We start from the raw sequence: 25,365 nt of genomic DNA, 5'->3' as shown, positions 1-25,365 counted from the left end.
CTCTCGCGCGACAAGAAGGTGGCTCGCCGCGCAGCGGCGAGTCGGATGAGGGGGCGCTTGCGAAAGGCTCGGACCTGGAACCTCAGGCTCGCGGCGACGCCCCCTCACCCGACATTCGCGCTGGCCGCGCGAATGTCGACCTCTCCCCGCGCGGCGGGGAGAGGTGAAGGGGCCGCGACGTCCCGGCGGAACGCACCGCTCGGGCGGAGCGCGTCGCGCTCACGCCAGCGTGTAGCTGGTCTTCACCGTGGTGTAGAACTCGATGGCGTAGTGGCCCTGCTCGCGCGGGCCGTAGCTCGAGCCCTTCCGGCCGCCGAACGGGACGTGATAGTCGACGCCCGCCGTCGGGAGATTGACGTTGACCATGCCGGCGTCGGAGTTGCGCTTGAAGTGGGTCGCGTGCTTCAGGCTGGTCGTGCAGATGCCGGACGACAGACCGAAGGTGGTGTCGTTGGCGACCTTCAGGGCCTCGTCGTAGTCCTTCACCCGCAGCACCGCGGCGACCGGTCCGAAGATCTCCTCGCGGACGATCTGCATGTCGGTCGAGCACTCGGTGAACAGCGCCGGCTGCAGGTAGAAGCCCTGCTTGTCGCGGTTCAGCCGCTCGCCGCCCCAGGCGAGCCTGGCGCCCTCCTTCTGGCCGATGGCGATGTAGCGCAGGTCCTGGTCGAGCTGGTTCTGGTCGACGACGGGGCCGATATTGGTGCCGGGCTTCAGGGCGTCGTCGACGACGAGCTGCTTCATGCGCTCGACCAGGCCCTCGACGAAGCGGTCGTGGATGCCCTCGGTGACGACGAGGCGAGTGCCGGCCGTGCAGCGCTGGCCGGTCTGGTAGAAGGCGCCGTTGGCGGCGGCCTCGACCGCCACGGCGAGGTCGGCGTCGTCGAGGATGACGAGCGGGCTCTTGCCGCCCATCTCGAGCTGCACCTTCTTCATCACCGGCGCCGTGACGGCGGCCTGGGCGACCTTGCGGCCGGTGCCGACCGAGCCCGTGAACGAGATCGCGGCGACGTCGTCGTGGTTCAGCAGGACGTCGCCGATCTCCGAGCCGCGCCCCATGACGAGGTTGAACACGCCCTTCGGCACGCCGGCGCGGGCGATGATGTCGGCGAGCGCCCAGGCGCAGCCCGGAACCAGGTCGGCCGGCTTGATGACGACGCAGTTGCCGTAGGCGAGCGCCGGCGCGATCTTCCAGGCCGGGATCGCGATGGGAAAGTTCCACGGCGTGATCATGGCGACGATGCCGACCGGCTCGCGGGTCACGTCGACCTCGATGCCGGGCCGGGTCGATGCGAATTTTTCACCGGCGATGCGGACCGCTTCCCCGGCGAAATAGCCGAAGATCTGGCCGGCGCGCGTCACCTCGCCGATGCCGTCGGCCAGCGTCTTGCCCTCCTCGCGGGCGAGCAGGCGGCCGAGCTCCTCCTTGCGGGCGAGGATCTCGGTGGAGACCCGCATCAGGATCTCGTAGCGCTCGTGCGGGTTCGACCGGGCCCAGGCCGGGAACGCCGCCTTGGCGGCGGCGATCGCCGCGTCCGCCTCGGCCCGGGAGGCGCGGGCGTACTCGCCCACCACGTCGGTGACGTCCGACGGGTTGATGTTGGGCGCGGCGTTGCCGGCGGGAATCCATTCGCCGCCGATGAAGTTCTGATGCACGGTCATGGAGTCTTCGTTTCTGCGGGGTGGGGGTGGCCGGATCATAGTGGCCCGGGCCGGCAAGGCAATGCGGCCCGGGCGCACTCCCGAAGACGGGATCAGCTGGTCTTCTCGGCGACGCCGGCCTCGGCGAAGGTCGCCATGCCGGCGTGGCAGGACACCGCCGCGCGGACCAGCAGCATCGCCACGGCGGCGCCAGTCGCCTCGCCGAGCCGCATGCCGACGTCGAGCAGCGGCGGCAGGCCGAGGGCCGACAGCAGCGCCTTGTGGCCCGGCTCGGCCGAGCAGTGGGCGGCGCGGCAATGGGCGAGCGCGTCGGTCGACAGGCGCGACAGCGGCAGCACCGCGGCGCTCGCCACGTAGCCGTCGAGCAGCATCGGCACGCCGTGCCGGCGCGCCGCCAGGGTCGCGCCCATCATGGCGGCGAGCTCGCGCCCGCCGAGCGCGGCGGCGATCGCCAGCGGATCGGCGACCTTGGCCCCATGGCGGGCGAGCCCGGCCTCGACGGCATCGCGCTTGCGGGCGAGGCCGTGGTCGTCGACCCCGGTGCCGCGGCCGACCCAGCGGCCGGCGCCGCCGCCCAGCAATGCGGCGCACAGGGCGGCCGCCGCCGTGGTGTTGCCGATGCCCATCTCGCCGACCGCGAGCAGGTCGTTCTCGGGCGACACCGCCTCGTACCCGGCCGAGACGGCGGCCAGGAAGTCGGCCTCGTCCATGGCGGGGGCCTTGGTGAAGTCGGCGGTCGGCCGGTCGAGCTCGAGCGGAACGACCGACAGGGCGGCCCCGGCCGTCTCGGCGAGACGGTTGATCCCGGCGCCGCCGGCGGCATAGTTCGCCACCATCTGGGCCGTGACGTCGATCGGAAAGGCCGAGACGCCGCGCGCCGCGACGCCGTGATTGCCGGCGAACACGACGATGGAGATGCGGTCGAGCTTCGGGATCGCCCGGCCCTGCCAGCGGGCGAGCCAGACGGCGAGGTCCTCCAGCCGGCCCAGGCTCCCGGGCGGCTTGGTGAGCACGGCCTGGCGCGCCAGGGCCGCGGCGGCCGCGGCCTCGTCGCCGGCCGGCAGGTCGCGACAGGCGGCGCGAAGGTCGTCTAGAGTGGGGAAGATCAAGGTGAGTCCTTTTCGATGACCAACACTTTGGACAACGGCAACAGCATGCGCGACTGGCAGGACGACCTGCGGGTCGCGGTCGGGCTGCTGACGCGAATCCCGATGGCCCATCCGGATGGGCCGGCGCCCTCATACCTCGCACGGGCCATGCGAGTCTTCCCGCTCGTCGGGGCCGGCGTCGGGGCCGCCGTGGGGGTGGTCTATCTCGGCCTCCTCCTGGTCGGCGTGCCGGTGCTGCCGGCCGCCGCCCTGGCGCTGGGGGTGAGCGCGCTGCTCACCGGTGCCCTCCACGAGGACGGCCTCGCCGACACCGGCGACGGCTTCGGCGGCGGCCACGACAAGGCGCGGAAGCTCGAGATCATGCGCGACAGCCGGCTCGGCACCTACGGCGCCGTGGTGCTGATGGTGACGTTCGCGGCCAAGCTGTTCGCGCTCGCCGCCCTGCCCCGGGTCGCGGTGCTGCCCGTGCTGGTGACGGCCCACGCGCTCGGCCGCGCCGCCATCCCGGCGCTCGCCTTCAAGCTGCCGGCGGCCCGCACCGACGGGCTCGGCGCCCGCGCCGGCTCGCCGACCCAGACCGTGGTGGTGACGGCCGGCGTGATCGCCGCGGTGCTGACCCTGATCATGCTGCCGCTCAAGGAGGCCCTGCTCTCGGTCGCCGTCGCGCTGCTGGCGGCGGCCGCCGTCGGAGCGCTCGCGAGGCGGCAGATCGGCGGCCAGACCGGCGACGTGCTCGGCGCCGCCGAGCAGGCCGTCGAGGTCGCCGTCCTGGTGCTGTGCGCGACCCGGTTCGGCTGACCGCCATGAGCGAGCCCGAGCTGCGCCTGTGGCTGATCCGGCACGCCCCGGTGGCGGGGCCGCGCGACGTCATCCATCCGCCGGAGGCGCCGGCCGACCTCGGCGACGCCGAGCGGATCGCGGCGTTGCGCGACCAGCTTCCCGCCGAGGCCCCGGTCTTCGCCAGCCCGGCGCAGCGCACGCTGGACACCGCCCAGGCGCTCGGCCTCGACCCCATCCACCAGCCCGACTTCCGCGAGCAGGGATTCGGTGAATGGACCGGCCGGACCCATGCCGACCTGGAGGCCGAGCTCGGCCTCGCCTACGCCACCTTCTGGCGCTCGCCGGCGCGCCGGCGGCCGCCCGGCGGCGAGAGCTTCGTCGACCAGATCGAGCGGGTGCGCCGCGGGCTCGTGCAGCTGCCGGCCGGCGACGCGGTGCTGGTGGTGCATTCCGGCACCATCCGGGCGATCCTGGCGATCGCCCTCGATCTCACGCCGGAAAGCGCGCTGCGCTTCGTGGTCGCACCGCTGTCGCTGACCCGGATCGACCGGGTCGCGGCGAGCTGGCGCATCCGCTTCGTCAACCGCCGCTGAGCGGCCCCGCCGGCTTCGAACCTAGCGCCGCCGCACCAGGTCGTCGATCATGCGCTGCACATGGGCGAGCCAGGCGTCGCGGCGCGCCGGCTCGGCGAGGTCGACCTGCATGTAGTTCGACAGGGTGTGGAGGTTCGACCGGTAGAAATAGGTCAGCGACAGGATCGACATGTAGACCAGGAAGCTGTCGCAGTCCGGCCTGAACACGCCGCTCTTCGCGCCGTGGTCGAGGATGCGCTCCAGCGTGAAGAACTGCGACGAGGCGAACGCCGCACGGATCTTGTTCTTGACGTGCCGGCCCTTGAACAGGTTCTCGGAGGCCAGGATGCTGATCAGCTCGGGATGGTCCCAGTAGTAGGCCCAGTTGAAGGCGACGAGCGCGGTGAGCGCCTCGCGCGGCCGCGTCACGTCGAGCTCGAGCGCCTCCTCCTCCGCCACCAGCCGGGCGTAGCAGTGCTCGATGACCTGACGGAACAGCTCCTCCTTGCTGTGGAAGTAGTAGTAGAGCATGCGGTCGTTGCTGCGCGCCGCCTTGCTGATGCGGTCGACGCGCGCGCCGCCGTAGCCCTCGCGGGCGAATTCGGCGACCGCGGCCTTCAGGAGCGCGGCGCGGGTGTCCTGCGGGGTGCGGCGCCGGCGCTTCGGCGGCGCCGCGGCGACGGAGACCGGCTCGGCCGGTCCGGACGCGGCGGCCGCCGTTCCCCGGTGTCGCTGCGGCCGTCGTCGTGACCTCGGCTCGACCAGTTCACCACTCATTCCGCGTCCTCCCCTCGCTCGCCCGAGAACTTCGCTCGCCCGAGCGCCCGTGTGGCCCGATTATCGGCGATCCGTGCCTAGTTTTGAACCTTGACAGACAAGCGGTCCTCCGCTGCACTGATGTAGTAAGTACTACATACAGTCATCGCAACCATCAATCTGACCGCCAGTTCCCCCGGCAGGAGGTCACCATGCGCCGTCGCGTCGTCTTGCTGTTCCTGTGCATGCTGCTCGCTGCGCCCGTCGGCGCCCGGGCCGAGCCGCCGATCCGGATCGGCGACATCTCCAGCTACTCCGCGCTTCCGATCGGCACCCGCGGCTATCGCCAGGGCTGGGAGCTGGCGCGCGACCAGATCAACGGCCGCGGCGGCGTGCTCGGCCGCAGGATGGAGATCGTCGCCCGCGACGACGCCGGCAAGCCCGCCGACGCCATCACCCAGGCGGTGCAGCTCGTCGAGTCCGAGCGCGTCGACCTCCTCACCGGCGGCATCCTGTCCCATGTCGGGCTCGCCCTGGCCGACTTCGCCAACCAGAAGAAGATCTACTTCCTGGCGTCGCAGCCGCTCACCGATGCGCTGATCCTGGAGAAGGGCAACCGCTATACGTTCCGGCTGCGGCCGAGCACGTTCACCCAGACGGCGATCCTGGCGCGCGAGGCCGCCAAGCTGCCGGCGAAGCGATGGGCCACCATCGCGCCCAACTACGAGTTCGGCCAGTCGGCGGTCGCGAGCTTCAGGGCCGAGATGCGGCGCCTGCGCCCCGACGTCGAGTTCGTCGACGCGCAATGGCCGCCGCTCGGGAAGATCGACGCCGGCGCCACCGTGCTGGCCATGATGGCGGCGCAGCCGGACGCGGTGTTCAACGCGACCTTCGGGCCCGACCTCGTCAAGCTCGTGCGCGAGGCCAACACCCGCCATGCCTTCGAGGGGCGCAGCGTCGTCAGCCTGATGACGGGCGAGCCCGAATATCTCGCGCCGCTCAAGGACGAGGTGCCGGCCGGCTGGCTGGTGACCGGCTATCCCTGGGACACGATCCGCAGCCCCGAGCACGACGCGTTCCTGACCGCCTACCGGGAACGCTTCAAGGAGCCGCCGACGATCGGGGCGCTGATCGGCTACATCAACACGCTGGTGCTCGCCGCGGCGATCGAGAAGGCCGGCAGCACGCGCACCGACGACCTGATCAGGGCCACCGAAGGCCTGCGGATCGAGAGCACGCCGGTCGGGCCGATCTCGTTCCGTGCCCTCGATCACCAGTCGACGCTCGGCGTCTATCTCGGCCGGCTGGCGCTGAAGGACGGCCGCGGCGTGATGGTCGACTGGCGCTATGTCGACGGCAAGGACTTCCAGGCGCCCGACAATGTCGTGGCGGCGCGCCGCCCGCAGTGACCCCGCTCCCGACACGCAAGGGTGACCCATGCTGGACAACGCTCCCCGCAACGCCTGGTACCCGCTGACCTGGTCGCGCGACGTCGGTCGCACGCTCGCGCGCCACAAGGTTCTCGGCCTCGACCTCGTCGTCTACCGCACCGAGCGCGGCGAGCCCGTGGCGCTCGACGACCTCTGCCCGCATCGGCTGGCGCCGCTGTCGTGCGGCAAACTCAAGGGCGACGCCGTCGAATGCGGCTATCACGGCATGACCTTCGGGCCGGACGGCACCTGTGTCCGGATCCCCGGCCAGGCGACCGTCCCGGCGAGCGCGCGGGTGCGCGCCTATCCGCTGCGCGAGCAGATGGGCCTCGTCTGGATCTGGCCGGGCGACCCCGCCCGCGCCGACACCGTCCCGGTCTACGACCTGCCGCAGTTTCATTCGCCGCAGTGGCACGCGGTCGAGGGCGAGGCCCTGCACATCGGCACGAGCTATCTCAACCTCGCCGACAATCTCTGCGACCCGGCGCATGTGAGCTTCGTCCACCTGTCGACGCTCGGCAATGCGGCGAGCGAGGACATTCCGGTGCAGCACGAGGTCACCGACACCGGCGTGGTGGTCTGGCGCTGGATCCGCGACGCGCCGCCGATCCCCCTGTTCGCCAAGTACGGCGGCTTCACCGGTCACGTCGACCGCTGGCACTACTATCACTACGACGCCCCCTGCATCGCGGTGATCGACTTCGGCAGCGCCGACGTGGCGGCGGCGCTCGACCCGGCCGAGCGTGACCGCGGCCTGCGCATCTTCGCCTGCCACTTCATCACGCCGGTGGACGCGCATCACTGCATCGACCACTGGCTGCATGTGCGCAACTTCGCCCTCTCGGACGCCGACGTCGACCGGCGCCTGCACGACGACTTCCGCGTCGCGTTCAACGAGGACAAGGAGATTCTGGAGGAGATCGACCGCGTCGAACGGACGCGGCCGGACGCACGACGCATCGGGCTCGCCATCGACGCCGCCCCGAAGAAGATGCGCCGCAGCGTCCAGCGCATGATCGACGCCGAGAGGGCCCCGCTCGCGGCCGAGTAGGCTGGCCCGGCAGGCCGCCTCCGGCCGTCGGGCCCGACCGCGGCCGTCAGGCGGCCCGCACGGTGTCGAGGAACCTGGCCACCTCGCTGCGGAGCTGATTGCTTTCCGCGGCGAGCTGGCCGGCGGCGTTCAGCACCTCGCCCGAGGCCGCACCGGTCTCCTCGGCACCGCGGCTCACCTCGACGATGTTCTGCGCCACCTGGGTGGTCCCCGCCGCCGCCTGCTGGATGTTGCGCGAGATCTCCGCCGTGGCGGCGCCCTGCTCCTCCACGGCGGCGGCGATCGCCGACGCCACCTCGGCGATCTGCCCGATGGTGCCGGAGATCTCCTTGATGGCCGCCACCGAGTCCCGGGTCGCGGATTGCATCGCGGCGATCTGCGAGGAGATTTCCCCGGTCGCCTTGGCGGTCTGGCCGGCCAGCGCCTTCACTTCGTTCGCGACCACGGCGAAGCCTTTTCCCGCCTCGCCGGCGCGCGCCGCCTCGATGGTGGCGTTGAGGGCCAGCAGGTTGGTCTGCTCGGCGATGTCGGTGATCAGCTTGACCACGTCGCCGATCCGGTTCGCCGCCACCGACAACTCGCCGACGCGGGCATCGGTCTTCGCCGCCTGGCTCACCGCGTCGTCGGCGATGCGGCTCGACGCCTGCACCTGCCGCGAGATCTCGCCGATCGACGAGGACATCTCGTTGGTCGCCGCGGCGACCGCCTGGACGTTGGTCGAGGCCTCCTCGGAGGCGGAGCTGACCGTGGCCGACATCTGCTGGGTGGTGTCGGCCGTGCGGGTGAGGGTCGTGGCGGTCGCCTCCAGCTCGGTCGCCGCCGAGGAGACGGTCGCGATGATGCCGCCGACCGCGGCCTCGAACCGATCCGCCAAGCGGACCATGTCGGCCTTGCGCTGCGCCGCGGCATGCGCCTCCGCCGCCTTCCGCTCGGCCTCCAGGCGGGTGCGCTCGATCGCGTTCGTCTTGAACACCGCGACGGCCTCGGCCATGGCGCCGACCTCGTCGTGCCGCCCGACGCCCGGGATCTCGACGTCGAGCTTGCCGGCGGCGAGGTCCTTCATGGTCCCGGTCATCCGCTGCAGCGGCCTGGTGATCCGCCCCGCCATGAACACCGAGACGCCGAGCGTGATCAGCAGGACGACGGCGGCGGCGATCAGCGACCGCTTGGTCGCGGCCCAGGTCTGCGCCTCCAGGTCGTCGATATAGACGCCGGTGCCGACCACCCAGCTCCACGGCGCGAAGCGCATCGCGTAGGTGATCTTGGGCTGCGGCGTCGTCGAGCCGGGCTTGGTCCAGATGTATTCGAGGACGCCGCCGCCGTCCTTGCGGACCACCTCGTTCAGCGCCACCGTGATCAGGACTCCGTTCGGATCCTTGAGATTGGACAGGTCCTTGCCGACGATCTGCGGCGACAGCGGATGCATGAGCATGGTGTTGCTCATGTTCTGCACGAAGAAATAGTCGTTGCTGCCGTACCGCATCGTCGAGAGACGCTCGAGCGCCCGCTTCTGGGCGGCCTCCACGCTCACGGTCCCCTTCTCGGCCGCGGCATGCTCCTCCTTGACCACGCCGACCGCGAGCTCGACCAGATGCCGCAGCTCGATCTGCTTCTGCTCCTTCAGGCTCGACGCCAGCTCGCGGGAGTCGAGCATGGCGACGCCGAGCAGGCCCGCGAAGGCCAGCCCGATCAGCGCATAGATCTTGCGGCCGATGGTCATGTCGAAGCGCATGTGCATCCGGTCGTCTCCTTCGAGGAGGAAGATCGCGCTCGACCCGATGAACATGGGCAGCAGTCATGGACCGACCAGAGGGGCCGGCGCGACGCAAGTCGAACGGCGACTGAGGGAATCTGCTGTGCAGAAGATTGCGCGATAATTCTTAAGAAATACGTCTTCATCGCCGCGCACGGCGGTAGACTTCGGTCTTAATACCAGTCAGGCACAAAGCATAGTAGGAATGAACTATGCCGCCGAATGGCTCTTCTCATGGGCCGCTCGATTCGGACCGAGGCGCGACGGCACGCCGGGTGCCGTCGCGCCTGCCGTCGTCGCGGCCGCGATGGCCGGTCAGCGCGCGGTGCCGCTCCCGGCCCGTTCGCGCTGGTCGGCGGAGCTCCCCCGGTCGGCGTTCGGCCGCAGGGCCGGGCCGGAGCCGCTCGCCCCGCTCGTCTCGGCGCGACCGCCCGCCCGATCGACCTCGGCGAAGTCGAACGGCGGCGCCTTCTTCAGGTCCTCCCGGGTCGTGTTGACGACCAGGCGCGCATTGCCGTCACCGCGCTCCGTCAGCACCACCGACCTCGGATCGAGCGCGACGTTCCGCTCGCCGATGCCGAGGAAGCCCCCGACGCTGACGACGACGGCCTTGATCGTCTTGCCACCGTCGAGGATCAGGTCTTCGACCTCGCCGATGCTCTCGTTGTCGAGATTGTAGACCTCGGCGCCCATCAGCTTGGACACGCGCATGTCGGTCGCCTCGACCGTGTAGAAGCTCAGGCGCACGCTGCCGGCGGGATCGACCGCGCGCAGTCCGGGCTGCGAGGCGGCCTGCCCGGTTCCAGCCTGCCCGGACCCGGCCTGGCCCGGCTGGGCCTGACCGGTCTGGGCTTGGCCGGTCTGGGCCTGGCCGGACGGCGTCTGGCCCGCCTGCGATCCGGTCGCCGGCCGCTGCTGAGCGCCTGTCGCGCCGCTCGTTCCGCTTCCGGGCGAAGCCGGCGCGGCATTCTGCGCGACCGCGCCGCCGCCGAGTGTCAGAACTGCAGCCGCCACGAGAAGGCCGTGTCGCATGGTGTTGCTCCCTGTCCCGAGTGGTCTCGTCGAGGTGGTCTCGCTTCGTCCCGGTGACGAACCAATGAGCGAGACCGGCGGCCGTTCGCGAGCCGCTCCGGCGCGGGGAAGGCGGCGTCCGCTTTCGTACGAACAATGCGCCGGCGTCCGCGCCTGCCGGGCGGACCGGCGCGCGACGAACCGGCTCCTGCCGGCGCGCGTTACCCGAAGGTCCGTCACCACCGGAGAGGACCGATGCACGTCACTGCCCTGATCACGACCGCGGTGCTTCTGGCCGCCGTGTCGCCGGCCGCGGCCCAGACCGCAACCCCGAGCGCCGATCCCAAGGATGCTCGCTCGATCGCGGCCTGTCCCTCGCAGCAGGCGCTGGAGCAGATGCTCGGCAGCGGCGGAAAATTCGTTCCCGACAGCTGCCGGCACCTGACCGTCACGCCCGTCCGCACCTCCGGACAGAGGCTTTGCGTGCTGAACTTCAAGTCGGGCCGCGATCCGGGACTGCTTGACCGCCTCGCCGACGCCACCATCCCGACCGAGTGGTGGGTGGCCTGCAGCGATCTCGAGATCCGCTGACCGAGCCTTGCGCCGGCCACGCCGCGCGCGACGCCCCGGGCCGTCCCGCCTCCCGAGGCCGTCCGCCACATCGAGGGCCCGCCCGGGCGGGCGGCGCCCTGCTCGCCTCGCAGCCGGCCGGCCGTCACATCCCGGCACGTCACATCTTGGCGATGTGGGCCTCGCCGATCACCTTCGCCCAGCGCGCCAGCTCGGTCTGGATCTGAGCCGCGGACTCCGCCGGCGAGTTGCCGATCGGCGTGAAGCCGAGGGTGGTGAAGCGTTCCTCCATGCCGGGCGACTTGACGACCTTGATCATCTCCCGATGCAGCAGATCGACGATCGGCTTCGGCGTCTTGGCCGGCGCCAGGAAGGCCTGCATGGTGGTCGACTCCTGCCCGGCGATGCCCTGCTCGGCCATGGTCGGGACGCCCGGCACGGTGGAGAAGCGCTTCGCGCTGGTCAGCCCCAGGCCGCGGAGCTGGCCGTTCTGGATCAGCGGCACGGCCGGCGCGAGCGCCACGCAGGCGAGCGGATTGTGGCCGCCGGCGACCGACTGCACTACGGGGCCGGCGCCGCGGAACGGCAGTGTCGTCTTGCTCTCGGACAACCAACGGTACGAGAATGAGGTGGTGCCGGCCGACGAGCTGCCGGACCTCGAGGTCGAGGGGCGGATAAGGTGGTTCGGCCAGACGATTTGAGGCACCTCATGCACAGGCTGGTCCTATTGGCTTTCGTCACCCTGGTCTACCCAGGGGCCGCTCTAGTGATCGCGAAGGACGTCGGCACCCTGAAGGCTACCGCCGGCATCACCGACAAGGTGTTGATCATCCGCAACAATACCGGCGGTTCACTGACGGCGTGCAATATCTACGTCAACAGCCGGTTCGAACTGCGCGGTGTCGATATCCCGGTCTCAGGGCGGGAATTTCGCTGGCCGGCTTTCATGACCCGCAACGACGTACGCTTCGACCCCGCCCTAGACGAGGCGAAGCGCGTGCACATCCTCTGCCGTGAGGGCGATGTGGCGTTGAGCGAGTAGAGGACGATGCGCGGCTCGGCTCGAGCTGCATCGAACGGTGTTCGAAGGGTGTTTTCGAGCGCCCGGAGTGGCTGGCTGAAAGTTTACGGTTCCGATTCCTGCCCGATCTCGCTGCGGGCAGGATATTCCCTGACGATACAATGTGATGCTGGGATTCCGGCTCGGCTCCCGGAACCGTAAACCGAGTTTGCGGTTCCGCCGCTTGCCGTGCCGCCGGGCTTTCGGAGTTCGCGCCGGCGCATCCGCCCGGCGCAGCCCGGCCATCCGGTTGGTTTTCCGTACGATTTGGCCCGCACGCGCCGCCCTCATCGAACTCCGAATCCGGTTCGGAGTTCGCACCGAGCGGAAACGAGAATTTCCGCCGCCGCCCGTCGCCCCTGCCATCCGATCTTACGCGCCGCCGTGGCGCCGATCGCCCCGCCGGCAACCCCTAAACCCCGCCTTCCTCGTCGATTTCCGCCGAATCCCGGACAATCCCGCCTGATCCCGCCTCTGCCAGATGATCTTGCGGGTTACAGGAGTTCGGTCCGAGGACGCGACCGCCGTGGCCGACACCGGCAACCCTCGAGCCAAGCTATTGAAAAGACTTGGCGACCCCGCCTGGACTCGAACCAGGGACCTTCAGCTTAGAAGGCTGCTGCTCTATCCGACTGAGCTACGGGGCCGCGGGCCTCGACCGGCGCGGAACCGGCTTTGCGGGTCCTCCGGATCGGCGACAGTCCCTATAGCCGATCCGCCCGGGGGCGCGCCAGCCGGGGCTGCACCGGCCGCACGGGGCCGCCCGTCACCCGAAGCGGTCGGGCTGCTGGTTGGCGGCCAGCACCGAATGCCAGAACAGGCCGTCGGTATCGAGCCGCTTCGCCCCGGCGACGATCAGCGACGTCGGCACGTGGATGAAGGTCCCGTGCAGGAGCCCGACCACCATGCCGGTCTTGCCCGCCATGGCGGCATGCACGGCCTGCCGGGCGAACATGTCGCACAGCACCGCGTCCTCGCAGTTCGCCGGCCGGCTGCGGATCTGGTAGCCGGGATCGAAATACCGCAGCGTCAGCGGCAGCTTCTCGGCCGCGAAGCCGTCCGCGATGGCCTTGGCCAGGAACGGGCCGATGTCCTTGAGCTTGACGTTGCCGGAGGCGTCGGTGATGTGCGGCTCGGACGGGAACAGGTCCTGCCCGGCCCCTTCGGCGACCACCACCACGGCGTGGCCGCGGTCGCGCACCCGCTCGGTCAGCGCGGCGACGAAGCCGCCCTTCCCCTCCAGCCGGAACGGCACCTCGGGAACCAGGGTGAAATTGACGTCCTGGCTGGCGATGGTGGCGCCGGCCGCGATGAAGCCGGCATGCCGGCCCATCACCTTGACCAGCGCGACGCCGTTCTCGACGCTGCGCGCCTCGTTGTGGGCGGCGTCGATGACGTGGCGCGCCTCCTCGAGCGCGGTCAGGTAGCCGAAGGTGCGGTCGACATAGAGGACGTCGTTGTCGATGGTCTTCGGCACCCCGACGACGGCGAGCGCGTGGCCGCGCGCCTTGCACGCCTCGTAGAGCGCATAGGCGCCGCGCTGCGTGCCGTCGCCGCCGATGCAGAACAGCATGTCGATCTTGCGCCGGATCAGGTTCTCGACCGCGGCGCCGACGTCGACCGGGCCGCGCGACGTGCCGAGGATCGTGCCGCCCTGCTGGTGGATGTCGTCGACGCTGGAATGGACCAGCACCATCGGCTCGTGGTGGTTGCGCGGATCGAGGCCGCCATAGCCCATGCGGAAGCCGATGACCTCGCGGACCTCGTAGCCGCCGTGCAGCTCGCGCACCAGCGAGCGGATCACGTTGTTGAGGCCGGGGCAGAGGCCGCCGCAGGTGATGATGCCGGCGCGCACCCGCGGCGGATCGAAGTAGAGCCGCTCGCGCGGCCCGGCGATCTCGAACAGCGGCCCCGGGTCGTCGGGGCGGTCGGGCGCGCGGATGATGTTGGCCGGAATCTTCTCGTCGTCGGAGACAAAGCCCGAGCGCGGCGAGGGATACTTGCAGGGACCGAGCGTCGTGACCGTCACGGCGCACCCTCCGTCGGGACGCCGAGCGGACCGACGTGCCAGACCCGCTCGCAATAGTCGCGGATCGAGCGGTCGGACGAGAACTTGCCCATCCGGGCGACGTTGAGGATCGACATGCGGCTCCAGGCGTCGGGGTCGCGCCACAGCGCGGCGACCCGGGTCTGACAATCGACATAGGACTGGTAGTCGGCGAGCACCATGAACGGATCGTGCCACAGAAGCCCGTCGACGAGCGAGCGAAACAGGGCGGCGTCGCCGCCGGCGAGCGCGCCCGAAGCGATCAGGTCGACGACGGCACGCAGCTCCTCGTTCTGCTCGTAGACGCCGCGCGGATGATAGCCGCCCGCCTTGGCGCTGCGAACCTCGTCGGCCGTGAGCCCGAACAGGAAGAAGTTGTCGGCCCCCACCTCGTCGCGGATCTCGATGTTGGCGCCGTCGAGCGTGCCGATGGTCAGCGCGCCGTTGAGCGAGAACTTCATGTTGCCGGTGCCGCTCGCCTCCTGCCCGGCCGTCGAGATCTGCTCGGAGAGGTCGGCGGCCGGGTAGATCATCTCGCCGTTCTTGACGCTGAAGTTGGGGAAGAACACCACCTTCAGCCGGCCGCGGACGTCGGGATCGTCGTTGACGAGGTCGCCGGTCGCGGTGATCAGCTTGATGATCAGCTTGGCGACGTGATAGCCCGGCGCCGCCTTGCCGCCGAACACGAAGGTGCGCGGCACCACGTCGAGGTCCGGGTTCTGCTTGAGGCGCCGGTAGAGCGTCAGGATGTGCAGCACGTTGAGGTGCTGGCGCTTGTACTCGTGGATCCGCTTGACCTGGATGTCGAACAGCGAGTCCGGATCGACCGCGATGCCGGTGCGATCCCTGATCACGGCGGCCAGCTGGCGCTTGTTCTCGCGCTTCACCTCGCGCCAGCGCCGGCGGAACTCGGCGTCCTCGGCATGCGGCTCGAGCCGCCGCAGGGCGTCGAGATGCACGGGCCAGTCGTCGCCGGTGGTCCGGTCGAGGAGGCCCGACAGGCCCGGATTGGCGACGACGACGAAACGGCGCGGCGTGACCCCGTTGGTCACGTTGCAGAAGCGCTCCGGGAACATCGCCACCCAGTCGGACAGCACCTGGCTCTTCAGCAGCTCGGTGTGGAGCGCCGCGACGCCGTTGATGGCGTGGCTGCCGACGCAGGCGAGATTGGCCATGCGCAGCGAGCGCCGCCCCTGCTCCTCGATCAGCGACATGCGGCGCACCCGGTCCTCGTCGCCCGGATAGACGCGGCGGATGCCGTCGCACAGGCGCCGGTTGATCTCGAAGACGATCTCCAGGTGACGCGGCAGCAGCGCGCCGAACAGGTCGATCGGCCAGGTCTCCAGCGCCTCGGGCAGCAGGGTATGGTTGGTGTAGCCGAAGGTCTTCTGGGTGACGTCCCAGGCCTCCTCCCATTCGAGCCCGTGGTCGTCGAGCAGGAGGCGCATCAGCTCCGGCACCGCGACGGTCGGATGGGTGTCGTTGAGTTGCGCGGCCCAGCGCTTGTGGAAGGTCTCCGGGCGGCCGCCGAAGCGCAGATGCGCCCGCAGCATGTCCTGGATGGCGCAGGCGACGAAGAAGTACTGCTGCTTGAGCCGCAGCGCCTTGCCCTGCGGCGAGGCGTCGTTGGGATAGAGCACCTTGGAGATGGTCTCCGAGGTGACCTGCTCCTCCACGGCGCGGGCGTAGTCGCCGATGTTGAAGGCGGAGAAGTCGAAGGTCTGCACCGCCTCGGCACGCCACAGGCGCAGCAGGTTGCAGGTCTTCACCCGGTAGCCGAGAATCGGGGTGTCGTGCGGCACGCCCTTGACGATCTCGCCCGGAATCCAGCGGACCCGGTAGCGGCCGTCCTCGTCGGTGTAGGGCTCGGTGTAGCCGCCGAACCGCACCGCGACGGCGCGCTCGGGCCGGGCGAGCTCCCACGGATAGCCGAGATGCAGCCACTTGTCGGTGAGCTCGACCTGCCAGCCGTCGCGGATCTGCTGGCTGAAGATGCCGAACTCGTAGCGGATGCCGTAGCCGATGGCCGGGATCTCGAGGGTGGCGAGGGAGTCGAGATAGCAGGCCGCGAGCCGGCCGAGGCCGCCATTGCCGAGGCCGGGCTCGACCTCGTGCTCGATCATGTCCTCCAGCCGGATGTCCATCCGCCACAGCGCCTCGCGCATGGCGTCGTGGATCCCGAGATTGACCAGGTTGGCGGCGAGTTGCGGCCCCATCAGGAACTCGGCCGAGAGATAGGCCACGGTGCGCCCGTCCGGCCGGTGCAGCAGCGCGTCCAGCGACTGCACGCCGCGTTGGAACAGCCGGTCGCGCACCGCGTAGGCGGTCGCCAGATAGAAGTCGTTGCGCGAGGCCGTCGCCGGGTGGCGGCCCTGGAAGTAGTAGAGATAGTCGCAGACGGCCTGCGACAGACTGGCCGCATCGAGGCCGGTGCGGACGTCGTGACCCGATTCCGACGAGACTTCAGGTGCGGAGACGGACGGAAACATCGAAGCCTAGCTCCTGTGGTCGGATGCGCCGCCCCGGCGGCCGGCGAATCCGTCGCGATCGAGCCGGACGACCGACTCCGGTTCCGTATAGCATGCCCTGATGAAGCCCGATCGGACGCCGTGGCGCCCCGACCCGAGGGCTAATACGAAGTTGCGGAGCCCGAGATCACCATTCCGGGGCGTGCCGGCGGACGGCGCCGGCCGCGCGGACGCGGCTCAGGCGCCGGGCCAGCCGACCACGACGGCGTAGAAGCGGCGGTCCCAGCCGTCCGGCCAGTCGTTGCCGTCGACGACGAAATCGGCCGCATAGGTCACCAGCGCCAGCAGGCCCGCCGGCGAGGTCGGCGTCACGTCGAGAAGCGCCCAGGCGGCCGCCTCCGCCCGCGCGTGCAGCGCATCGGCCGCGGTGCCGCGGTCGTGGTCCGGAGCGGGCGCGTCGGCGGCGGCGTGCCGCCAGGCCGAATGGACGGCGCGATGCGCTTCGATGGCGGCGATGATCGGATCGTCCACGACGGACATCGGACACGCTGGAGCAATGAGCGAGCGGCCCGGGGGGTGCGGCCGCCGGTGATGGAAACGATGTCGAAGCAGGAAGGTTCTGGTCGGAGAGGACGGCGTGACGGCTCGGCAGGAGAACTGTCGACGAGCGACCGCATGGAGGCGAACCGCCCGCCCGGCACCCACCCCGCCATCTCCATGCCCGGCGAGGGTTGCCGCGACCGAGTTAGCACGGCCGCTCCGGCGCTTTGTATACGTACTGGCCTCTAGCCCGATCAGGCGAGTCCTCGGAACGCGAAACGGCGCGAGCGCGCTCGCCTCACGGGCGGTCGGGCGCGCGGCGCATGAAGTCGAAGTCGCAGCCCTCGTCGGCCTGCAGCACCGAGGTCCAGTAGAGACGGGCGTAACCGCGCGCCGCCCACTCGGGTTCCGTCGGGGCGCCGAGCGCCGCCCGGCGGCGCGCGAGCTCCGCGTCGTCGACCAGCACGTCGATGCGGCGGCCGGCGACGTCGAGCCGGATCATGTCGCCCGTCTCGACCAGCGCGAGCGGTCCGCCGTCGGCCGACTCCGGCGTGATGTGCAGCACGATGGTGCCGAAGGCGGTGCCGCTCATCCGGGCGTCGGAGATGCGCACCATGTCCTTGACGCCCTGCCGCCCGAGCTTCCGGGGGATCGGCAGATAGCCGGCCTCCGGCATCCCCGGGGCGCCCTTCGGGCCGGTGTTGCGCAGCACCAGCACGTCGTCGGCGCGGACGTCGAGATCCGGGTCGTCGATGCGGGCCGCCATGTCGGCCGTCGACTCGAACACCACGGCGCGGCCGGTGTGCTGGAGGAGCGACGGCGTCGCCGCCGAATGCTTGATGACGGCGCCGCGCGGCGCCAGGTTGCCGTGCAGCACCGCGACGGCGCCGATCGGCTTGATCGGGTCGGCGGCGGAGCGGATCACGGTCTGGCCCGGCACCTCCTCCGCCTGCGCGACGACGTCGCGCAGCGTTCCGCCCGCCACCGTCGCGGCATCGAGGTCGATCAGCGAGCCGAGCTGCTGCAGCAGCTTCGGCATGCCGCCGGCGTGGTGGAAGTGCTCCATGTAGTGGTCGCCGGACGGCTTGAGATCGACCAGCACCGGCACCTCGCGCCCGATGGTGTCGAAGGTGTCGAGGTCGATCCGGTGCGGCGTGCGGTTGGCGATGGCGGTGAGATGGACGATGCCGTTGGTCGAGCCGCCGATCGCCTGCAGCACGACCTGGGCGTTGCGGAACGCCGCGGGGGTGAGGATCTCGCTCGGCCGCGGCCCGCCGGTGCGGGCCATCTCGGCGGCCCGCCGTCCGCTCGCCTCGGCGATGCGGACCCGCTCGGCATGCGGCGCCGGCACCGTGGCGCTCATCGGCAGCGACAGGCCGAGCGCCTCCGTCATGCAGGCGATGGTGGAGGCCGTGCCCATCACCATGCAGGTGCCGACCGAGGGCGCGAGCCGCCCCTCGACCTCGCCGATCTCCTGCTCGTCGATGTCGCCGGCGCGATGCGCGCTCCACAGCCGCCGGCAGTCGGTGCAGGCGCCCAGCACCTCGCCCTTGTGGTGGCCCACCACCATGGGACCGACCGGCACCACGACGGTCGGCAGGTCGACGCTCGCCGCCGCCATGATCTGGGCCGGCAGCGTCTTGTCGCAGCCGCCGATGACGATGACGGCGTCCATGGGCTGGGCCCGGATCATCTCCTCGGTGTCCATCGCCATCAGGTTGCGCAGGAACATCGAGGTCGGGTGGGCGAAGCTCTCGTGGATCGAGATGGTGGGGAACACCATCGGCATGGCGCCGGCCAGCATGACGCCGCGCTTGGCCGCCTCGACCAGCGCCGGCATGTTGCCGTGGCACGGATTGTAGTCGCTGCCCGTGTTGGTGATGCCGACGATCGGCCGGTCGAGCGCGTCGTCCGAGTAGCCCATCGCCTTGATGAAGGCCTTGCGCAGGAACAGCGAGAAGCCGGCGTCGCCGTAGCTGGTGAGACCCTTGCGCAGGCCCTTGCTCATCGTTCGTTCTCCTCGCGGCCCGCGGCGGGCCCGATCCGACATCCGTCGTGGTGATCCGCGGCCGCCCGGAGGGGCGGCGCGCGGCGGTGGGGCGATCGTGTCCGGGAACGCCGGGTCAGTGAGGCTGCAGCCCGGCCTTGGCGACGATCTCGCGATAGCGCTTTCTCTCCGCCGTCGCAAATGCCGCGAAGGCGTCCGGCGTGATCGGCGCGGCCACGGCACCGATCTCCTTCAGCTTCGCCGCCATCTCGGGCGTGCCGAAGACCCGGGCGATGTCGGCGGCGATCTGCTCGACCACCGGGCGCGGCGTGCCGGCCGGCGCGAACAGGCCGTGCCAGGACGGCGCGTCGAAGCCCGGCAGCGTCTCGGCGATCGTCGGCAGGTCGGGGGCGGTCGGGCTGCGCTCGGTGCTGGTGACGGCGAGCGCCCGCACCGTGCCGGACTGCGCCAGCGGCCAGGCGAAGGTGATGTTGTCGAAGGCGAGGTCGACGTGGCCGCCGGACAGCGCCGCGGCGACGTCGTTCGAGCTCTTGTAGGGCACGTGGACGAGCTTGATCCCGGCCATCATCTGGAACAGCTCGGCCGGCAGATGCGTCGCGCTGCCGACGCCCGAGGACCCGTAGACCAGCGGCTCCGGCCGCGACTTCGCGTAGGCGATCAGCTCGGGCACGGTCTTCACCGGCAGCTTGGGCGTGACGGTGAGCAGGTTCGGCACCTTGGCGAACAGGCTGATCGCGACGAAGTCCTTCTCGGCGTCGTAGCGCGGATCCTTGTAGACGAACGGGGCGATCGCCTGGGTGCTCGCGGTGCCGACCAGCAGCGTGTACCCGTCGGGCTTGGCGCGCGCCACCCAGGCGGCGCCGAGCGTGCCACCGGCGCCGGCCTTGTTCTCGATCACGAACGGCGTCTTGTACTTGTCCTGCATGGCCTGGACGAACAGCCGCCCGAACATGTCGGTGGTGCCGCCGGCCGCGAACGGCACCACGACGGTGACGTTGCGGGACGGCCAGGCCTCCTGGGCGTCCGCCGGCCGGGTCGAGGTCGTCAGGCCCGTCGCGAGCAGCAGGCCTGCCGCGAGGGCGATCGTCGTCCGCATGTCTTCGCTCCCTTGGGTCGTCGTTGATTGACTTGTCGTTGGTGGGTCGTGGTGGAAGCCTTCTCCGGCGCGGTGCGCCGCCGTCTCATCGGTCGGCCGGGCCCTCCCCGACGATCGCGCGCGGGCCCGGCGCGCCGGCGGCGACCCGGGCCAGATAGTCGGCCTTGCTGGCCTGCAGATGGGCGACGCAGAGCTGGGCGAGCGCCCAGGAGTCGCGGCCGCCCAGGAGCTCGATCATCATGTCGTGCTGTCGCACCGAGACGTCGCGCCCGGCCCGGTCGGCGAGATTCTTGGCCCGCATCGGCAGGGTCAGGTTCATGTAGTCCTGCAGGGTTCGCACCAGATACGGGTTGCCGCAGGCCGAGAAGAGCGCGAGGTGGAACGCATCGTTCTCCTCGTGGACGCCGCGCAGATCGCCGGCGTCGATGCAGGCGCGGTAGCGGCCCTGGATCTCGGCGAGGCGGACGATCAGGTCGGCCGGCGCCGGCAGCGGGATCATCAGCGCCGCCTGGCGGGTGAGCAGCTCGCGCACCTCGTAGATCTTCGCCACCTCCTCGGCCGCGTAGGAGCGCACCGTCGCGCCGACGTTCTTCTCGCGGTGTGCGAGCCCGGCCTGCTCGAGCTGGGCGAGCGCCTGGCGGATGCAGTGGCGGCTCGCCCCGTACCGCGCCATCAGCCGGTCCTCGACCAGCCGGGCGCCGGGCGCGAGACGGCCGAAGATGACGTCCTCCTCGATGCGGCGGACGACCTCGCGCAAGGCGAGGTCGCGGGCCGTCGAGGGCGACGGTGCGGCCGCCGTCGCGGCGGACGCGGAGGTCGGCGGCGGTCCGGCGGACCGGGAGGATCGGAGGCGCATGAGGGCCGCCCGGCGAGGCTGGCGAGAGATGGCTGCAGCGTCCCCCGCTCCAGCTCGATTGTCAATAATCGCTGCCCTGCCCTTCACATTCTTGGCGTTCGGCCCATATCCTGGGTCGGATTATCGATGATGACGCGCCCCGGCGAGGAACTCGGACGTGGTGATCCACGTCGCCGCCGGGGTCGTACCGAGGACGACGAACCGAAACCGGGAGAGGGTCATGGGTGCGGATGCGCTGATGCTGGTCGAAGCCGGGCTGATGCTCGCGATGCCGCTCGTCGCCGCGATCGCCCTCGGGCTCGGCCTCCGCGAGCTCGCACGGCTCGGGGCATCGCGGCCGGTGCCGATCCCGGTCCGGAATCGCCCCGGACGACGCATCGATCGCGCCTGACCGGAGTCGCCGGCGTCAGCCGGTCGGCGACTCGGTGGCGTCGCCGGCCGCGTCCGGGTCCTCGCTCGGCAGGATGCCGCTGCCCGGCGTCTTGTCCGGATCGGTGAGGCCCGGGTCGGCGTGCGGTCCGGCCGCGGGAAGCCGGTCGTCCGCGGCGTCCTCGCGCCCCGCCTCGTTTCGTCCCGCCTCGTCGCGTCGTGTCTTCGGATCGGGTGCCATACCGGACCAATCGGGCTCCGCCACCGGAGTTCCCTTTGTCGGGGACCGGCCACCCCCCTGCGGCCATCCCGGAACCCTCTCCCGCCCCGCCGATTTCCTCCGCAGAGCCGATCCGCGGAGCCACGATGGTCGCATTTCACCACCTCACGGTCGACGCCGATGCCGGCGCCGCTCATGTGATCGCCGCCGGCGACGGCCGGCCGGTGGTGCTTCTGCACGGGCTCGGCGGCCTGGCCGAGGAGATCATGGCGCCGCTGACGGAGCTGTCCGCGACGCATCGCGTGCTGGCCGTCGACCGCCCGGGCTACGGCGGCTCGTCGCCGCAGCCGCCCGACCGGATGGCGCCGGATGCCCAGGCGGCCTGGCTGGCCCAGGTGATCGACGCGCTCGATGCCGACCGGCCCGTGATCGTGGCGCATTCGTTCGCCACCGCGATCGCGCTCCATTACGCCCTCGCCTGTCCGGACCGGGTGGCCGGCCTGGTGCTGCTCGGGCCGTTCTGCCGCCCGACCCCGCCGGAAGCGCGCCCGCTGCTGCGCATGGCGTCGATGCGGAGGCTCGGACGGCCGCTCCGCTGGGCCCTGCCGCAGGTCGCGCCGCTGATCGCCGGTCCCATGCTGACCGCGACCTTCGCGCCCGACGACGTGCCGGCCCACATGCACCGGCTTCCCTTCGCCACGGTCGCCCAGCCGGGCGCCGTGCTCGCCATGGCGGCCGAGTTGCTCGGCTTCAACGACGCGATGGAACGCGCGGCCGATCGCCTGCACGAGATCGCCTGCCCGATCGTGGTGATCGGCGGCGACGGCGACCGCATCGCCCCGTTCGCGGACCACGGCGAATGGCTGCGCGAGCGCCTGCCTGACTGCACGATGGTCCGCTTCCGCGAGACCGGCCACATGATCCATCACGTCCGCCCGAGCGCCGTCGCCCACGCGGTCGACCGGGTGCTGCGGGCCGACCGACGGGTCGGCGATCTGCACGCCCTGAGGCGCGGCTTCGCCACCTGGACCCGCGCCCTGCGCCCGTCCGGTCGCCGGCGCGACCGGACGTCCGAATCCAGGCCCCGCTCCGAGCCGGGCGCCTTCGATTCAAATCCGCCGCCGCCATCCCGGATCGCCCGAACTTGATCTCGGCGCGCCGGAGGTCTTCCCTTGCCGAACGCGCCGCGCGCCGGCCAGATCGGTCCCGCCGGGTGCCGGCGCGGAGCGGACCCGCATGTCTCAGCCGAACGGAGCGGACGGCCGGCGACGATCCCTGTTCGGGCGCTACTGGGCGAGCGCATCCGGCTTCTGGAAAGGCCGCTCCGCCCGGGTGAGCTGGCCCCTCACCGTCGGGCTCGTCTTCGTCGTCCTCTCGCAGATCACGGTCCAGTATCAGCTCAACTACTGGAACCGCGACTTCTTCAACGCGCTGGAGCGCCGCGACGCCGCCGCGCTGTGGACCCAGGCGGGCCTGTTCGCCCCGCTCGCGCTGCTGAGCATCGGGCTCGCCGTCGGCTCGGTGTGGACCCGCATGACCACCCAGCGGAAGTGGCGCGAGTGGCTCACCCGGCACCTCGTGGTGCTGTGGGTGGACGAGCGCCGCTACCAGCGCCTCGGCTCGGTCGACGGCGAGCACCAGAACGCCGAGTACCGCATCTCCTTCGACGCCCGCATCGCCACCGACGCGCCGATCGACATGGCGAACGGCCTCCTCAACGCGGTGGTGACGGCGCTGGTCTTCATCAACGTGCTGTGGACGGTCGGCGGCGACTTCCACCTCCGCCTCGCCGGCCACGTGGTGACGATCCACGCCTATCTGGTGGTCGCCGTGATCGCCTACACGCTGATCTTCACGACCGCGATGGCGTTCGTCGGCCGCAAGCTCACCCCCGTGATCCAGGCCGAGAACCAGGCCGAGGCGGAGCTGCGCGCCGCCACCAACGAGATCCGCGAGCTCGGCGAGCGCGTGCCGCCCGCGGCGCTCGACGTGACCGACCTCAAGGGCGTCCGCGTCGCGCTCGGCCAGGTGCTGAAGCGCTGGCGCGATCTCTGCTGGCAGCTGATGGGCACCACCATGGTGTCGCACACCGACGGCCTGCTCGCCCCGGTGTGCGCCTGGCTGCTGTGCGCTCCGAAGTTCCTGGCCGGCGAGATGTCGCTCGGCGAGCTCACCCAGGCGGCGGCCGCCTTCGTCTCGGTGCAGCTCGCCTTCAACTGGTTCGTCGACAACTATCACCGGGTCGCCGAATGGCGCTCCTCGGTCAACCGAGTCGCCACCCTGCTGCACGCCCTCGACGACGCCGACGGCCTGCCGACGCGTCGCGCGATCGAGCCCGATCCGGACCGCGTGATCCGCCCGCAGCGCTCGGCCTCGCCGGAACCCGGGCGGCCCCGCGTCGACGACGGCGCGACGAAGGCGTTCTAGCCCTCGCGATTCGGCGTGCCGAGGACGTGCACGTCGGGCGGCAGCATGGCGTTGTCGAACGTCTGGGTGAACATCGGCGCGGCGAAGAACGCCACGGCGCGCAGGGTGTCGCTGCCGGTGTTGGCGAGATCGTGCCGGACCGGCGTCGGCAGAACGAAGACGCTGCCCGGCCCGACGGCGTGCGTGGTGCCGTCCTCGAGCCGCAGCTCGCCGCTTCCCGCGAGAATGTACTGCGTCTCCTCGGTGGCGTCGGTGTGCCAGCCGAGCCGGCCGCCCGGCTCGATCTCGTAGACGATCGTCGCGGACTGGGTCGTCCCGTGACCACCATAGGCGGCGAAGGCGCCGGCCCATCGGACCGCCGGGTCGTCGACGCCACCGACCTTGGCACGGGGCAGATCATTCGTCTGAACCACGAAAACAGCGCTCACGCCAGCCTCCCACGATGACCGGATGGTGCCGCCCGGCCCGGGCGGAACAGGCCGTGATGGTAGCGTGGGCCCTGCGGGCTTGCGAGGCCTGGTTGTCCTCGGCGCTCCGTCTACACGTGCACGTGAGCGGAGCCGACCGTCCGGCGGGCCGCCGATGGACGATGGTCACCCGCGCAGCCGCGCGGCGATCGCCTGCAGGCCGAGGAACGCGACGTCGGAATGGGTGATCACGGCGGTCGGGATCTCGGCCAGGTAGGGCTCGAACCGGCCCTTGGACTCGAAGCGAGAGCGGAACCCGGTCGCACGGAAACGGTCGCCGAAGCGCGGCACGATCCCGCCGGCGATGAACACCCCGCCGCGCGCCCGGAAGATCAGGGCGAGGTCGCCGGCGACGCTGCCCAGCATGGCGCAGAACGTCTCCACGGCGGCGCGGCAGACCGGGCAGCCGCCCTGCTCGGCGAGCCGGGTGATCTCGGCGGCGCGCCGCTCCGGCACCGTCACACCGTCCACGGCCGCGACGGCGGCGTGGAGCGCCTCGAGCCCCGGTCCGGACAGGGCCCGCTCGTTCGAGACGTGACCGTAGCGCCGGCGCAGCACCGCGACGATCTCGGCCTCGCGCTCGGTCGTGGTGGCCAGCGTCGCGTGGCCGCCCTCGGTCGGCACGACGACAGGCCCGTGAAGGTCCGGCACCAGGCCGGCGACGCCGAGACCGGTGCCGGGGCCGAGCACCACCATGGGGCCGCCCGGCACGGCGACGCCGCCGCCCACCGGCCGCAGATCCTCGGGCCGCAGGCTCGGCAGCGACCAGGCGACCGCCTCGAAGTCGTTGACCAGCACGACGCGCGGAATTCCGAAGGCGGCGCGCAGCTCGGCGACGTCGATCACCCAAGGGCTGTTGGTGAAGCGGACGGTCTCGCCCTCGACCGGCGCCGCCACGGCCAGCACGGCCCCGGCGAGCGTCGCGCCCGGCGCATCGGCCCGCAGGAACGTGGCGATCGCGTCCTTCGGGCCGGGATACTCCGCGACCGGCAGGTGACGGATCGCGCCGAGGCGATCCGTCATCAGCGCGAAGCGGGCATTGGTGCCGCCGATGTCGGCGAGCAGGATCGCGTCGCCGACGCGGGAGTCCAAGGCACCGGCACTCACGCGATC

At 71.0% G+C, this 25,365-nt stretch carries 24 protein-coding genes and 1 tRNA gene; 9 read left to right on the top strand and 16 right to left on the bottom strand.

All coding sequences use genetic code 11. The features are described from left to right. Positions 1–219: 219 nt before the first annotated feature. Positions 220–1,662, bottom strand: a complete 1,443-nt coding sequence (locus J2S22_RS21770; protein ID WP_272779938.1) for an aldehyde dehydrogenase family protein — start codon at positions 1,660–1,662, stop codon at positions 220–222. A gap of 92 nt (positions 1,663–1,754) precedes the next feature. After that, positions 1,755–2,771: a nicotinate-nucleotide--dimethylbenzimidazole phosphoribosyltransferase gene (cobT, locus tag J2S22_RS21765; RefSeq protein WP_272779939.1), complete on the bottom strand. Its 1,017-nt coding sequence runs from the start codon at positions 2,769–2,771 to the stop codon at positions 1,755–1,757. A gap of 15 nt (positions 2,772–2,786) precedes the next feature. Between cobT and cobS the strand changes: the two genes are divergently transcribed. Further along, positions 2,787–3,569 (top strand): adenosylcobinamide-GDP ribazoletransferase, encoded by a 783-nt coding sequence (gene cobS / locus J2S22_RS21760; protein ID WP_272779940.1) that lies wholly within the window; start codon positions 2,787–2,789, stop codon positions 3,567–3,569. A 5-nt stretch (positions 3,570–3,574) separates the two neighbouring features. Beyond that, the gene (locus J2S22_RS21755) at positions 3,575–4,144 is read left to right on the top strand and encodes a histidine phosphatase family protein (RefSeq protein ID WP_272779941.1); all 570 of its coding nucleotides are present in this window, start codon (positions 3,575–3,577) and stop codon (positions 4,142–4,144) included. 21 nt (positions 4,145–4,165) lie between these two features. On the opposite strand, the gene J2S22_RS21750 is transcribed toward J2S22_RS21755, so the two are convergent. Beyond that, a complete protein-coding gene (locus tag J2S22_RS21750) occupies positions 4,166–4,900 on the bottom strand; it encodes a TetR/AcrR family transcriptional regulator (RefSeq protein WP_272779942.1) in 735 nt (244 codons plus the stop codon). 191 nt (positions 4,901–5,091) lie between these two features. On the opposite strand from J2S22_RS21750, the gene J2S22_RS21745 reads away from it, so the two are divergent. Together J2S22_RS21745 and J2S22_RS21740 are read left to right on the top strand one after the other, a co-directional pair. After that, positions 5,092–6,288: an ABC transporter substrate-binding protein gene (locus tag J2S22_RS21745; protein WP_370878235.1), complete on the top strand. Its 1,197-nt coding sequence runs from the start codon at positions 5,092–5,094 to the stop codon at positions 6,286–6,288. Positions 6,289–6,316: 28 nt separating this feature from the next. Continuing rightward, positions 6,317–7,360, top strand: a complete 1,044-nt coding sequence (locus tag J2S22_RS21740) for an aromatic ring-hydroxylating dioxygenase subunit alpha (protein WP_272779943.1) — start codon at positions 6,317–6,319, stop codon at positions 7,358–7,360. 46 nt (positions 7,361–7,406) lie between these two features. Here the strand turns inward: J2S22_RS21740 and J2S22_RS21735 are convergent, their stop codons facing one another. Together J2S22_RS21735 and J2S22_RS21730 are read right to left on the bottom strand one after the other, a co-directional pair. Further along, positions 7,407–9,098 carry a methyl-accepting chemotaxis protein gene (locus J2S22_RS21735; RefSeq protein WP_272779944.1) on the bottom strand — a complete coding sequence of 564 codons (1,692 nt, stop codon included), beginning with the start codon at positions 9,096–9,098 and terminating at the stop codon, positions 7,407–7,409. 330 nt (positions 9,099–9,428) lie between these two features. Beyond that, a complete protein-coding gene (locus tag J2S22_RS21730) occupies positions 9,429–10,145 on the bottom strand; it encodes a PRC-barrel domain-containing protein (protein WP_272779945.1) in 717 nt (238 codons plus the stop codon). A gap of 234 nt (positions 10,146–10,379) precedes the next feature. Here J2S22_RS21730 and J2S22_RS21725 point away from each other — a divergent pair, with 234 nt between their 5' ends. Beyond that, positions 10,380–10,715 (top strand): hypothetical protein, encoded by a 336-nt coding sequence (locus tag J2S22_RS21725; protein ID WP_272779946.1) that lies wholly within the window; start codon positions 10,380–10,382, stop codon positions 10,713–10,715. A 139-nt stretch (positions 10,716–10,854) separates the two neighbouring features. On the opposite strand, the gene J2S22_RS21720 is transcribed toward J2S22_RS21725, so the two are convergent. Continuing rightward, positions 10,855–11,304, bottom strand: a complete 450-nt coding sequence (locus tag J2S22_RS21720) for a Bug family tripartite tricarboxylate transporter substrate binding protein (RefSeq protein ID WP_272779947.1) — start codon at positions 11,302–11,304, stop codon at positions 10,855–10,857. Between the two features lie 99 nt (positions 11,305–11,403). On the opposite strand from J2S22_RS21720, the gene J2S22_RS21715 reads away from it, so the two are divergent. After that, the gene (locus J2S22_RS21715; protein ID WP_272779948.1) at positions 11,404–11,736 is read left to right on the top strand and encodes a hypothetical protein; all 333 of its coding nucleotides are present in this window, start codon (positions 11,404–11,406) and stop codon (positions 11,734–11,736) included. Between the two features lie 588 nt (positions 11,737–12,324). Here J2S22_RS21715 and J2S22_RS21710 read toward each other — a convergent pair. The 7 genes from J2S22_RS21710 to J2S22_RS21680 all read right to left on the bottom strand — a co-directional run bounded on the left by J2S22_RS21710 (position 12,325) and on the right by J2S22_RS21680 (position 20,670). Continuing rightward, positions 12,325–12,401, bottom strand: a tRNA-Arg gene (locus J2S22_RS21710). Between the two features lie 119 nt (positions 12,402–12,520). Then, entirely contained in the window at positions 12,521–13,783 is a 1,263-nt protein-coding gene (locus J2S22_RS21705) for an ATP-dependent 6-phosphofructokinase (RefSeq protein ID WP_272779949.1), read from the bottom strand. Continuing rightward, positions 13,780–16,290 carry a glycogen/starch/alpha-glucan phosphorylase gene (locus tag J2S22_RS21700; protein ID WP_272779950.1) on the bottom strand — a complete coding sequence of 837 codons (2,511 nt, stop codon included), beginning with the start codon at positions 16,288–16,290 and terminating at the stop codon, positions 13,780–13,782. Before J2S22_RS21700 ends, J2S22_RS21705 begins: the two co-directional genes overlap by 4 nt. Positions 16,291–16,506: 216 nt before the next feature. Then, positions 16,507–16,800 (bottom strand): hypothetical protein, encoded by a 294-nt coding sequence (locus J2S22_RS21695; protein ID WP_272779951.1) that lies wholly within the window; start codon positions 16,798–16,800, stop codon positions 16,507–16,509. A 307-nt stretch (positions 16,801–17,107) separates the two neighbouring features. Further along, on the bottom strand, positions 17,108–18,817 hold the full coding sequence (locus J2S22_RS21690) for an IlvD/Edd family dehydratase (protein ID WP_272779952.1): 1,710 nt from the start codon (positions 18,815–18,817) through the stop codon (positions 17,108–17,110). Positions 18,818–18,932: 115 nt separating this feature from the next. Next, complete coding sequence (locus tag J2S22_RS21685; protein ID WP_272779953.1) at positions 18,933–19,913, bottom strand: Bug family tripartite tricarboxylate transporter substrate binding protein; 981 nt, start codon at positions 19,911–19,913, stop codon at positions 18,933–18,935. A gap of 85 nt (positions 19,914–19,998) precedes the next feature. After that, positions 19,999–20,670: a GntR family transcriptional regulator gene (locus J2S22_RS21680; RefSeq protein WP_272779954.1), complete on the bottom strand. Its 672-nt coding sequence runs from the start codon at positions 20,668–20,670 to the stop codon at positions 19,999–20,001. A 319-nt stretch (positions 20,671–20,989) separates the two neighbouring features. Here J2S22_RS21680 and J2S22_RS21675 point away from each other — a divergent pair, with 319 nt between their 5' ends. Then, the gene (locus J2S22_RS21675; RefSeq protein WP_272779955.1) at positions 20,990–21,160 is read left to right on the top strand and encodes a hypothetical protein; all 171 of its coding nucleotides are present in this window, start codon (positions 20,990–20,992) and stop codon (positions 21,158–21,160) included. A 15-nt stretch (positions 21,161–21,175) separates the two neighbouring features. On the opposite strand, the gene J2S22_RS21670 is transcribed toward J2S22_RS21675, so the two are convergent. After that, positions 21,176–21,379: a hypothetical protein gene (locus J2S22_RS21670; protein ID WP_272779956.1), complete on the bottom strand. Its 204-nt coding sequence runs from the start codon at positions 21,377–21,379 to the stop codon at positions 21,176–21,178. Positions 21,380–21,504: 125 nt separating this feature from the next. On the opposite strand from J2S22_RS21670, the gene J2S22_RS21665 reads away from it, so the two are divergent. Together J2S22_RS21665 and J2S22_RS21660 are read left to right on the top strand one after the other, a co-directional pair. Further along, positions 21,505–22,506, top strand: a complete 1,002-nt coding sequence (locus J2S22_RS21665; RefSeq protein ID WP_272840313.1) for an alpha/beta fold hydrolase — start codon at positions 21,505–21,507, stop codon at positions 22,504–22,506. A gap of 88 nt (positions 22,507–22,594) precedes the next feature. Beyond that, on the top strand, positions 22,595–23,785 hold the full coding sequence (locus J2S22_RS21660; RefSeq protein ID WP_272779958.1) for an SbmA/BacA-like family transporter: 1,191 nt from the start codon (positions 22,595–22,597) through the stop codon (positions 23,783–23,785). On the opposite strand, the gene J2S22_RS21655 is transcribed toward J2S22_RS21660, so the two are convergent. Both J2S22_RS21655 and glk read right to left on the bottom strand, forming a co-directional pair. Further along, complete coding sequence (locus J2S22_RS21655) at positions 23,782–24,213, bottom strand: cupin domain-containing protein (protein ID WP_272779959.1); 432 nt, start codon at positions 24,211–24,213, stop codon at positions 23,782–23,784. The genes J2S22_RS21660 and J2S22_RS21655 overlap by 4 nt on opposite strands. A 165-nt stretch (positions 24,214–24,378) precedes the next feature. After that, positions 24,379–25,359 carry a glucokinase gene (gene glk, locus J2S22_RS21650; RefSeq protein WP_272779960.1) on the bottom strand — a complete coding sequence of 327 codons (981 nt, stop codon included), beginning with the start codon at positions 25,357–25,359 and terminating at the stop codon, positions 24,379–24,381. Positions 25,360–25,365 lie beyond the last annotated feature (6 nt).

The organism is Rhodoplanes tepidamans, from assembly GCF_030813915.1.
GTDB lineage: Bacteria > Pseudomonadota > Alphaproteobacteria > Rhizobiales > Xanthobacteraceae > Rhodoplanes > Rhodoplanes tepidamans.
The sequence above is the reverse complement of the archived record's forward strand: the minus strand, read 5'-3'. Positions and strand labels throughout refer to the sequence as shown.